Here is an 11,542-nt window from a genome sequence, read left to right on the forward strand (position 1 = left end):
AGCACCGCCACCTTATTGTTATACGAAGCGTTTACCGATGCTTGCCCCCGCCGTTCGCCACTTTCGTCTACCACATCGTCGTGCACAAGGCTTGCCGTGTGCAATAATTCAAGTCCAACAGCGGCATATTGCGCCACAGGTGTAACCTTGCCAAAGCTTTTGGCCATCAGCAAGATGAGTATGGGGCGCATGCGCTTGCCGCCTTTGGCGCGAACATGCTCTAATGCCTGACCCAACAGTCCGTCTTTGTGGGTCAACGACTCGTCGAACAGCGCGATAAAGTCTTTTAATTCGGTATGTATAGGTGTCCGTATGGTCGACAAATAATTCATGTATTCTCAAATTTGACACAAATTTACACAATAAATCGTTACTAACCCCATTTTATTTCGTAATTTTACACGATATAACAATAAAACTTATGGATAAACTATTCCTCATAGATGCTTACGCTTTGATATATCGCTCGTATTATGCCTTTATCAATAACCCACGCATCAACTCGAAAGGACTTAACACTTCGGCCGTAATGGGCTTTTGTAACACCCTTAACGAGGTGCTAAACAAGGAGCAACCCTCGCACATTGGCGTGGCTTTCGACCACGGACTGACTTTTAGAAACGAAGCTTTTCCGCAATATAAGGCACAACGCGAGGCAACACCCGAAGACATCAAACGCTCTGTACCCATTATCAAAGACATTCTTACGGCCTACCATATACCCGTGTTGCAAGTAGATGGCTTTGAGGCCGACGACGTTATCGGTACGCTTGCACTGAAAGCTGGCGAACAAGGCGTTGACACTTACATGCTAACGCCCGATAAAGACTATGCCCAACTGGTGCGCCCCAACGTGTGGATGTATCGCCCACGACATGGCGGCGGTTACGAAACGATGGGACCCGACGAGGTGAACCAAAAGTACAACATATCTTCGCCTTTGCAGGTTATCGACCTATTGGCCCTAATGGGCGACTCGGCCGACAACTTTCCAGGCTGCCCAGGCGTAGGCGAAAAGACGGCATCTAAGCTTATCAACGAGTTTGGAACGGTGGAACAGCTGCTCGAAAACACTGCGCAACTGAAAGGAAAGATGCGCGAAAAGGTGGAAGGAGCCGTTGAAGACATCAAGATGTCGAAGTTTTTGGCCACTATACGAACGGACGTGCCACTGGAATTAGACCTCGAACAGCTACGACTGAAAGAGCCCGACACGGCCAAACTGCAAGAGATATTTACCGAATTAGAGTTTAAGAGCTTTGCCAACCGCTTGCTAAACAAGGCCGAAAAGCCTAAAAAGGCGGACAACAGGCAGCTTTCGCTGTTCGACGAACCAGCAATGGCAGAGGCCAACAACAGTCTGTTCGAACCCCTATCGGCACCCGTTGCCAATCGACAAACGATTGAAACCACACCCCACGAGTACCATTTGGTACAGACCGAGGCCGACATACAAGCACTCGTTACCCTGCTTTCGGCTGCCTATGTAATCAGTCTGGACACCGAAACAACCTCTACCAACGCCATTGATGCCCAATTGGTGGGGCTTAGTTTTGCCGTAGAAGAGAAGAAAGCCTACTATGTACCTGTGCCCGAACAGGCTAACGAGGCGCAAAACATCGTGGATAAGTTTAAGGCTATATACGAAAATCCAAACACTTTAAAGGTAGGACAGAATATAAAATACGACCTTGAAGTTCTTCGCAACTATGGAATAATGCTGCAAGGACCACTCTTCGATACCATGATTGCCCATTATCTGCTGCAACCCGAACTGCGCCATAACATGGATTTCATGGCCGAAGTGTACCTGAACTACGAAACAGTGCACATCGATGCCCTTATCGGAGCGAAGGGAAAAACGCAGAAAAACATGCGCGAACTGGCTCCTAGCGAGGTGTATGCCTACGCTTGCGAAGATGCCGACATAACGCTACAACTTAAAAACGTGCTTCAACCCAAGCTTGTTGAGGCTGGTGTGGAACGTCTTTTCAACGAAGTGGAGATGCCGTTGATACCGGTTTTGGCCGAAATGGAGTGTAACGGTGTGCGCATTGACACTGCCGCACTGAAAGAAACATCGCAAGTTTTCACCGAACGCATGCTGCAATTGGAGCAAGAAATTTACCAAGCGGCTGGCAAAACGTTCAACGTGGCATCGCCAAAACAAGTGGGCGACATCCTTTTTGGCGAGATGAAAATCATTGATAAGCCCAAGAAAACCAAGACAGGACAGTATGTTACCAGCGAAGAGGTGTTGCAAACACTTCGCTCTAAGCACCCCATCGTGGCGCATATTCTAGATTATCGCGCGCTGAAAAAGCTGCTCGGCACATACGTAGATGCGCTGCCCAAACTGATAAACCCACGCACGGGCCACATCCACACGTCGTTTAACCAAGCTGTTACGGCCACTGGTAGACTATCTTCGAGCGACCCTAACCTGCAAAACATCCCCGTTCGCGGCGAAGATGGCAAAGAAATACGCAAGTGTTTCATTCCCGAAGAGGGCTGCGAGTTCTTCTCGGCAGATTATAGTCAGATTGAATTGCGCGTTATGGCCCACCTTAGTCAGGATGCCAACATGCTCGATGCCTTCCGCGAAGGCTACGATATCCATGCTGCAACGGCCGCAAAGATTTACGATAAGCCCGTTTCGGAGGTTACACGCGACGAACGAACGAAGGCTAAACGCGCCAACTTCGGCATCATCTACGGCATAACGGTGTTTGGTTTGGCCGATAGGCTCAACATCGAGCGTGCAGAGGCTAAGCAACTTATCGACGGATACTTCAAGATGTTTCCGCAAGTGCGCGACTATATGGAGCAAGCCAAGGAGACGGCAAAGGCCAATGGCTACGTGGAAACGTTCTTCCACCGCCGCCGTTACTTGCCAGACATCAACAGCAGCAATGCAACGGTGCGCGGAATTGCCGAACGCAACGCCATCAATGCTCCCATACAAGGGTCGGCAGCCGACATCATTAAGGTGGCTATGGTGCGCATTTTCGAACGTTTCCAGCGCGAAAACATCCGCTCAAAGATGATTTTACAGGTGCACGACGAACTTAATTTCAGCGTTCTACCCAACGAAAAAGAACAGGTTGAACGCATTGTTATGGAAGAAATGCAAGCTGCCTACCCGCTAGATGTGCCTTTGGTGGCCGACGGCGGTTGGGGAAACAACTGGTTGGAGGCACATTAGAAAGGTGAAAGGGTGAAAAGGTGAAAAAATGGCTGCGCCTACCACGCTTGTTCACTATCAAAGTGAAATAAAAGCGTAATTTCACCTTATGTTCCTTATGTTCTTCTGTCAAAATAGAAAGGGTGAAAAGGTGAAAGGGTGAAAAGATGGCTGCGCCACATAGGCATTTGGCTTAACTACTTAACTCCATAATTCCTTAAAAAGATGGCTGCGCCTGCTAATAAACGAGCAGAGCCAGTTGGGGCTAGTATATCTAGTTTCACTAGTACTACTAGATATACTAGCCCCATTTGCATTCTGAACCAAATGCTTGTTGGCTTGTTAACTTGGCAACTTGTCATCTTATTAACTCGTCAACTGTTCTATTAAAAAGCGTTCGAGAACTTAACTCGAACGCTTTATACTATATAGCAACAAATGTTTTAGCCTACTTCTTAAGCTGTTTAAGCAATTTGCCGGCCGTATCTGAAAGCAAGGTTACTGCACCTGCCAGTATTACGGTGTCTTTAATCACCAATCGGCCTGCACCCGAAAGCAAGGGGAAACCATGTTCGCCACTTCCCAAATCGGGAACCCAACATTCGGGCGTTGTTATAAGGAACGATAGCGTTCCTAAGGTCATAATGATACAGAGCAGTTCGCCGAAAATGCCGATCTTTGGCGAGAACATACCCAAGAACACCAAGATACCGATGCTCATGATAAGGCAACCAAGTCCGTAAGAAAACACATAGGTGCGGTTTTCTTCGTGCCATTGGCGGTTTTTCAACACCAATTCGCCCTCTTTGTTTTTATATTGCTTGTATTCTGGTGCCTCTTTTGCATAAAAGAAACTCATAAACGGACTGTTTGCAACGAAAGGAACGATACCGTCGGCCTCGTAATGAGCAAATTTCAAACCTCCAATCCACACAAACACAATAAGAATGGCCACACGGATGAGGTTTAAACCGGTTTGGCGCAAGTTAGACGCCAATTCTAGAAATGCAATTACTTTACTTTTCATACTTACTTTATCGATTAAAAACGCATGCCCAATAAATGGGCAAATGAATGAATATTTACATACACAGGCCACTACATAAGTGCGCTTACGCACCTTGCAGTACATTACATATTGTAACGTACAAGGCCTTTTAACTATGCAAAGATAAGTGATTTCGCACGAACATCAGTGCAAAATAACATTGCTAATACCTATAAAGGCATTGAAAAAAACTATCAGTTAACCACTGCCACCTTACAAGCCACGCCGCTTTTACCCTCTTCGGTGGCCTCTAACACCACGTAAACGCCGCTTACAACGCGCTGTCCGCGAAGGTCGGTGGCATCCCAAGTAAACATTCCGCCGTTGCTACGCCCTTCCTTTACCAGCGTTCCGTTGGGAGAAACAATTTTAATATAGGCGTTTGGCGACAGGTTTACTATCCTAATAAGCCCCTTATAGCCGGGTTCAACGGGGTTGGGATAGGCGTATGCCTGCCTATCGTCGCCCGTTTGCGGTTCGGTTGCATCGCCTTGATAAGAGCAAAGCCCATTGTCGGTGGCAAAAAACACCTCGCCTGTTGTGGGATTTATGGCGATGCAATTAAGCACATTAGAACTTAACGCACTGTTGGCACTGGTGAAATGCTGCACTTGTTGCAGGTTATCGGCCGATATAAGGTAAGCACCATCGTTTAAAGTACCCATCCATTTGCGGTTTGCCCCATCGATAGCAATGTGCGTTATGTGCACTTCGTTAAGCAGATAATCGGCACTATTGGTGCCATCGTTACGCGGAATTTTAAACTGAACGAAATGTTTTTCGGCCTGATTGTTGCGTATTTGCAAGTAAAGTGGTGCCGCATTGGTGCCCACCCAGAGGTTTCCTTCGCGGTCTTCGGCAACACAAGTAACTGCATTTACGTGTATGGCCACGCCGTCTTGGTTGGTAAAAGTGTCGTAAACAGTGCATTCGCCCGTGGCTGGCTTATAGCAAGTAATACTCGGAACGGTCCAATGGTCGTTGCAAAACCACACCCAACCGCGACTATCCACCAGCATTTTCGTCATGTTTCGCAAGCTAAGTCCATCGGCCATCAGTCGTTCTTGATGCCTGCTTTCCATCGGTTTGCCACGCGGAATGGTAAGCAACGATTGGCGTTTAGTTTGACTGTTGACAAGCCAAAGGTTGCCTTGTGCATCAAAATCCACACCATTTACGATAACATAATTATTATCTAACTCCACTCCCCTATCCACAGCAGGCAGCAAAGGGCTGTTATCGCGATTGAAATACGCCTTTAAACGTCCGTTTTGAAACTCGTATAAGCCCGGTCGTCCGCCCACAAACACGTGGTTAGGGTCTAGTGGGTCTACGGCTAAACAGTTAATATCGTTAAACGCGATGCCCGTAGTGGCGGCCACATCGTCTTGAAAGAAAGTCCACGAACCATTGCTTTCCAGCACTTGCACCAAGCCTGGGTAACCCTTTTGCGTACCTCCCGATGCGTATTGTCCGCCAACGGTGTACAATTTACCAGCGGTAAACTTCATGAAATAGAAGTTGTTGTATCGCGGTCCGCCCACGTTAGCCTTCTTAGCCGTTTCTAGTAGCTTGGCGTCTGGCTTTGCTTGCGGGTTGGGTTGGTACTCTCCCACCCTCGTCCAGCTGTTTCTGTCGTTCAGATTAGCCGTCATCGAGGCTGCATAACAGCCCACAACATCCGAGTAAGCCCATATACGGTTACCCTCAATGCGTGTCCAATTCACCTTAAATCCAAGGTTATACGTGTCGTTAACCTGCATCTTTCGGGCATCAATCTTAACAATTCCAAAGCCCGTTGCAAGGTAAATGTTTGCGCCATAGGTGTTAATGCCAAACACAGTCTTATCCACCATCATGTTTTTATGGTATAAATCAGACAGGTTTTGCACCTCTCCATTGGGCATAACGAAGTCGATATTCTGGTTATCGTACACCACTACAAGTCGTTTAGCCACGTTGTTCCATGCAATAAAGGCAATGGGCGTGTCGCTAAGTCCGTTTATTCGGTCGAAGGTTTGTATGCTTTGGTCGGCCGTATTATAGGCAAACAACCGTTTAGAGGCCAGCACGTAAAGCGTGTTTCCGGCCTTTTGCACCTGCGTTATGTCGCTGTATGCCGTGTAACTGCGCCATAAGGTGGCGCGAACAGGCAAACAAAGACATAATAATAGGGCGAGAAATAAACCAATTGTAGTGGGTTTGCGCATGTGGGGTTTATGATTTATAAGCGATATAAGTTTATCTGTTGATAAGATTATAACGCAAAAACGGCTGATATATTGTTTAAAGGTGAAAGGGTGAAAAGGTGAAAAGGTGAAAAGGTGAAAGGGTGAAAAGGTGAAAAGGTGAAAAGGTGAAAAGGTGAAAAGGTGAAAAGGTGAAAAAATACTTACTCCTTACAAACTCTACTACTTTACTCCTCACAACCTTTACTACTTTACTACTTACTAGTTTTACTACCTTTACTACTTACCACCTTACTACTTACCACCTTACTACTTACCACCTTACTACTTACCACCTTACTACTTTACTACTTTACTACCTTACTACTTTACTACTTACTCCTCACCCCCTACCCTTTCAGAAATTCAACCAGCTTACCAACTGCCCTTGCCCGATGCGAAATTTGGTTTTTAATGTCGGCACCAAGTTCAGCAAACGTCTTGTCGTAACCATTGGGAACAAACAGCGGGTCGTAGCCAAAGCCCGCTGTTCCGTGGCGTTCGGTGGCGATATGGCCTTCTACAATGCCTTCAAAATATAGGGGTTGGTCTATGCCCAACGTGTTATTTGGCGGAGCAACAAGGGCAATAACCGTGCGAAAACGAGCATCGCGATGGCTGTTATCGGCCAAACGACAAAGCAATTTGCGCATATTGGCCTCGCTATCGTGCCCATCGCCACCTGCATAGCGTGCCGAATACACGCCAGGTTCGTTGTTTAGGGCGTACACTTCCAGTCCTGTGTCGTCGGCAAAGCATGCCATGCCATAGTGTTCAAGCACGTATTGCGCCTTGATAAGGGCGTTTTCTTGCAGTGTAGAGCCCGTTTCGGGTATGTCTACATCGCAACCAATGTCTTTTAATGATAGCACTTGCAGGCTAGAAGGCATTATTTGACGTATCTCTTCCAGCTTATGCGCGTTGTTGGTAGCAAAAACAATGTTTGTGTTCATATAATTAAAATTAGTCTGACCAGTCGGACTTGTCAGACCGGTCCGACTAGTCTGATTAGTCCGACCAGTCCGACAATATTTAGCTTAACCCCCACTCCCCTGATAAATCAGCGTAGTTAGTTTATCCTCGGCAAACACCTCTCGAGCCACGCTTTGCAGCTCTTCGGCCGTGATAGCGTCTATCTGTTGCAGCAAGTTATCAATGTGTTTCTCCTTATTAAAATGAAGAAAACTTTTACCAAAGTCGAGCGCAAAGCTCTCCCTATTGTCGCAAGCCACACATATCTGACCCTTAATTTGCCTTTTGGCAGCCGCCAGTTGTCGTGCCGAAAGCGGCTTTTCGATAAGCCTGTTCAGTTCTTTCTTCACCAAACGCAGACAACGACGCAAGTCTTTTGGGTCGCAACCAAAGTAAACACACCACACACCAGTGTCTGCATAGCTCACCAAATTGCTTTCAACGTTGTACACCAAGCCGTTGCGTTCGCGCAAAGCAATGTTCAAACGAGCGTTCATACCTGGTCCGCCAAGCAAGTTATTGGCCAAATAGAGGGGCAAACGACGCTTGTCGTAAGTGCTGAAAGCACGATTTCCAAGCATAATATGTGCCTGATGCGTGTCCATCTGGCGTATAATTTCTTTCGGCTGATAGGGTGGGAGAGGCTCTCCCTCGTGCGTATCGATGTGCGGAAGGGCGTTAGGGAAATGCTGAGTGGCATGCTTTAACGACCTAACCAGCCAATGAAAATCCAACTCGCCGTATGCAAAGAACACCATATTGTTGGGCCTATACATCCTTCGGGTAAAGTCTTTGGCGTGTTCGGATGTGTAAGTACGCAGCAAAGAGGCCTTTCCAAGGATGTTATGACCCAGCGGATGACCCGAAAAAACGGCGTTTTCAAAATCGTCGTATATCAGTTCGGCAGGCGAATCGTTGTAGCTTTCAATCTCGTCGCATATCACTTCAATCTCTTTTCGCAACTCGGCAGCCGGATATTGGCTGTCGAACACCATATCCGTTAGCAGTCTTACGGCCCGTGGAGCATGCCCTTTGGGGATGGCCGCATAATAAACCGTGTGTTCCTTGTTGGTGAAAGCGTTGATATCTCCGCCAACGCTCTCCAAACAATTCAGTATACTAAGCGGCGTTCGCTTGCTCGTTCCCTTAAACGAAGCATGTTCGCAAAAGTGCGCCATGCCCATTTCGTCGTCTTTTTCGTTGCGTGTGCCAGCGTTAATTTGAAAGCCGCAGTACACCACAGGCGACGAAGAACTGCGGTGAATGATGCGAAGACCATTGGCAAGCGTGGCCGTATTGTATTTGTTATCCATGCGAATGGCGGTGTTACTCGATGTGGTCATTGTTGAATTTAAAAGAAAAGGCGACGCGCGCTCGTCTCAAGCACACATCGCCGAATAAACCAAAATAAATATTACATGAAAAAAAACTGTATATTACAATAGCGCCTGTATCTCGGCGTCTAAGTCTTTAATCTGCGCATCGCGCTTTTGTAGGGTGTTGTTTCGGTCGATGAGGAAGAAGGTAGGCAGCGTTTGCACATTGTATTGCGCCAAAACGGCACTGCGCGTTCCGTTTTCGTCCCACACACTTACCCAAGGCAGCGCGGCTGTCTTTGTCTTCCAAAAGTGTTCTTCGGGGTCGAACGACACCTGATAGATCTCAAAACCGCGGTCGTGATACTTATTATATATCTCGCGCATCATCATTATGCGTTTCAAACTGCCCTCGGCAGCAAAAGCCTGGAAGTCTAACAGAACAACCTTTCCTTTCAAGTCGGTAAGCTTTCTCACACGTCCGTGGTTGTCGGTAAGGGCAATATCTATCACGCCGGCCACCTTAACCTTGTCGGCACTGATGGTTTGGCGAACGTTGTTTTCGGCAATACGCACGTTTTTCATCCCCTCGATGGCGATGTTGTGCAAGTTAAGTCCGCGTTCGGCCTTTGGAAAATAAGTGTCCCAACTTGTTGCCACGGCAGCGAACACCTTCACATCGTCTTTGCTGCTGCGTGGGTTGAAGATAAGGATATTGGCGTTTCCCAACACGATGGTTTGGAAAAGGGCGTAATAAGCGTAGGCTTTCATGGGCTCTTTAAATATATAATTGAGCTTCACCTTATTCTTATACACCTCTAAAACCTTGGTAACACTATCTTCTACTGCCTCTACGCCCAGCGTAGGACTGTTTGCAATGGCCGTAACCTGCCTTTGCAGGGCTAGCTGCATATAGGCCAAGTCGCGTATCTTGGTGCATTCTTCGGACCCGCTAACCTCGTAATTGGCCGACATGGTGGGGTAGGCGGCCTTCACGGTGATGCTTTCCGTAGAGTCGACAGCAAGGTTCACCATTTGGCTGGCAATGCGCAAGCGATAAAATTCGGGTGCATCGGGCGCCTTCTGCTTAAACTCAAAGTTGCCATTTTCGTCTAGCTTAACGCTATCTACCGCCTTTGGACCGTTAAGACTCATGTTTTCGAGATAGAGAACAGAGTCTTTTGCCTGGGTGATTGTTCCGTTAATGTTGAACTTTTTCTCGGTACACGAGCCCAAACTCAAAACGGCTACACCCATAACAGCGGTATAGAATAATCCCGATAGTTTTTTATTATTCATTTTTAGCAAGTTGATTAACTTGTTTGCAAAGTTAAAATAAACCTATCAAAATACAAAACCGTTAAGCGGATATTTTTAAAGTGTGCGAGTTTATAAGGTTTTAAGCCACTTGGTTTTTCGGTTTACTAAGGTTTAAGTTTGCCGTGTAAGTTGAATTTAGAATGTAATAGAGAATGGGATTTCATACTCCAAGCCAGCTTTCAAACTCCTTCTTTTCTTGTTCTGCAACCATTATCTTGCCTTCTGAGATATTTTCAGAGAGCCAAGCATATTGGAGCGGTCTGAACAAAAGCTAATTGGTGATTATTTTACCTGCCTCAGGTTCCATCTTTCCATATCCAATCAACGCTATAAGTCCCACGATAGCAATCAGTACAAATGATAGCTGATAATGTGCAAGCGAATGAGGATTGGCAGAGGTAGATGCTACAAATCTCAATGCCAATGCACCTATACCGATACCCAATCCGGAGGCGAGCTGAAGGGTAGTGCTGTAAAGCGTATTGGCTGAAGACATCATTTGTTGGGGTACGTCCATGTATGCCACCGTGTGAAGAGTGCTTAACTGTACCGAGCGGAAACAGCCCATCAAAAAGAGGCATACGATGATGGCGAAGACGGGTGAAGAGGCCTTGAACAGTGCGCAGGCAGCTGTTGACAGCGAAAGCAACAGTGCGTTAAGGAACAGGATATACTTGATGCGCCAATGATGCATCATCCATACGGTGAAAGGTTTGGTGGTGAGATTGCCCAGCATTAGCGAGAGTAGTAGCAAACCGGAATGAAAGGCATTGAAATGTAGGCCGTCTTGAAACAGTAACGGCAGTAGGAATGGGGCTGCACCGATAACCATCATCGACAGTGTGCCATAGATAATCGTTACCGAATAAGTGGGCACGCGCATTACGGAATAGTCTATCAGCGGCAATGAGGCGTGCAGCGAACGGCGTATACTGAAAGCAAAGAGTAGTATACAGAGAAACAGCAGAATGAGGGGGCGCACGAAACTGGAAACGTTGTTTCCCAACAGTTCAAGGCTGTACATCATGCCCGAAAGCGACAAGGCACTCAACAAGAAGTCAGGTATGTCTAATTTACCCCGCTGTCTGTCTACCGGCTGTTTAGGAATATATCTTATTGCCAGGACAAAGACGAGTAGCCCTACCGGAACATTCAGGAAGAATATCCAGTGCCACGAGAAATAAGTGGCAAGAAATCCGCCTATGGGAGGACCGACAACGGGCGCAATAAGCCCTGGAGTGGTTATCCATGCGATGGCATTTACCAAATCGCGCTTGTCGCAGTTTTTTAATACAGCCAATCGCCCTACGGGCACCATTAGTGCTCCGGCCATGCCTTGTATGAAACGTACAAAGGCAAACTGCGTTAGACTGTTGCAGAGAGAGCACAGGACGGACGTGCCGATAAATCCTAGAACTGCATAGGCGAACACCGAACGCGTGCCATACCTATCGGCAATCCAGCGTAAGCATCC

Annotated in this window: 8 protein-coding genes; 1 reads left to right on the forward strand and 7 read right to left on the reverse strand. The window is 47.1% G+C overall.

Annotation, left to right across the window (positions count from 1 at the left end; genetic code table 11):
• Positions 1-332, reverse strand: a 332-nt coding sequence (locus BN93_RS07875) for a polyprenyl synthetase family protein (RefSeq protein WP_044260110.1), incomplete at its 3' end; no start/stop codon positions are given.
• An 89-nt stretch (positions 333-421) separates the two neighbouring features.
• On the opposite strand from BN93_RS07875, the gene polA reads away from it, so the two are divergent.
• On the forward strand, positions 422-3,205 hold the full coding sequence (gene polA / locus BN93_RS07880) for a DNA polymerase I (RefSeq protein ID WP_019187806.1): 2,784 nt from the start codon (positions 422-424) through the stop codon (positions 3,203-3,205).
• A gap of 427 nt (positions 3,206-3,632) precedes the next feature.
• On the opposite strand, the gene BN93_RS07885 is transcribed toward polA, so the two are convergent.
• The 6 genes from BN93_RS07885 to BN93_RS07910 all read right to left on the reverse strand — a co-directional run.
• Complete coding sequence (locus BN93_RS07885) at positions 3,633-4,211, reverse strand: DUF417 family protein (RefSeq protein ID WP_044260194.1); 579 nt, start codon at positions 4,209-4,211, stop codon at positions 3,633-3,635.
• Between the two features lie 215 nt (positions 4,212-4,426).
• A complete protein-coding gene (porZ, locus tag BN93_RS07890; protein ID WP_044260111.1) occupies positions 4,427-6,442 on the reverse strand; it encodes a type IX secretion system anionic LPS delivery protein PorZ in 2,016 nt (671 codons plus the stop codon).
• A gap of 368 nt (positions 6,443-6,810) precedes the next feature.
• The gene (locus BN93_RS07895; protein ID WP_019187809.1) at positions 6,811-7,413 is read right to left on the reverse strand and encodes a non-canonical purine NTP diphosphatase; all 603 of its coding nucleotides are present in this window, start codon (positions 7,411-7,413) and stop codon (positions 6,811-6,813) included.
• Between the two features lie 84 nt (positions 7,414-7,497).
• Positions 7,498-8,775 (reverse strand): M16 family metallopeptidase, encoded by a 1,278-nt coding sequence (locus BN93_RS07900; RefSeq protein ID WP_019187810.1) that lies wholly within the window; start codon positions 8,773-8,775, stop codon positions 7,498-7,500.
• Positions 8,776-8,868: 93 nt separating this feature from the next.
• Positions 8,869-10,047 carry a TlpA disulfide reductase family protein gene (locus tag BN93_RS07905; RefSeq protein WP_019187811.1) on the reverse strand — a complete coding sequence of 393 codons (1,179 nt, stop codon included), beginning with the start codon at positions 10,045-10,047 and terminating at the stop codon, positions 8,869-8,871.
• Positions 10,048-10,339: 292 nt separating this feature from the next.
• A partial coding sequence (locus BN93_RS07910) for an MFS transporter (RefSeq protein WP_019187812.1) occupies positions 10,340-11,542 on the reverse strand: 1,203 nt, incomplete at its 5' end.

This window comes from Prevotella conceptionensis 9403948, assembly GCF_000312305.1.
Lineage (GTDB): Bacteria > Bacteroidota > Bacteroidia > Bacteroidales > Bacteroidaceae > Prevotella > Prevotella conceptionensis.

Bases quoted from the DNA above. Each gene is read 5' to 3' on its own strand.
- polA (WP_019187806.1), top strand. From the start codon at position 422: ATGGATAAACTATTCCTCATAGATGCTTACGCTTTGATATATCGCTCG.
- BN93_RS07895 (WP_019187809.1), bottom strand. From the start codon at position 7,413: ATGAACACAAACATTGTTTTTGCTACCAACAACGCGCATAAGCTGGAA.
- porZ (WP_044260111.1), bottom strand. From the start codon at position 6,442: ATGCGCAAACCCACTACAATTGGTTTATTTCTCGCCCTATTATTATGT.
- BN93_RS07900 (WP_019187810.1), bottom strand. From the start codon at position 8,775: ATGACCACATCGAGTAACACCGCCATTCGCATGGATAACAAATACAAT.
- BN93_RS07905 (WP_019187811.1), bottom strand. From the start codon at position 10,047: ATGAATAATAAAAAACTATCGGGATTATTCTATACCGCTGTTATGGGT.
- BN93_RS07885 (WP_044260194.1), bottom strand. From the start codon at position 4,211: ATGAAAAGTAAAGTAATTGCATTTCTAGAATTGGCGTCTAACTTGCGC.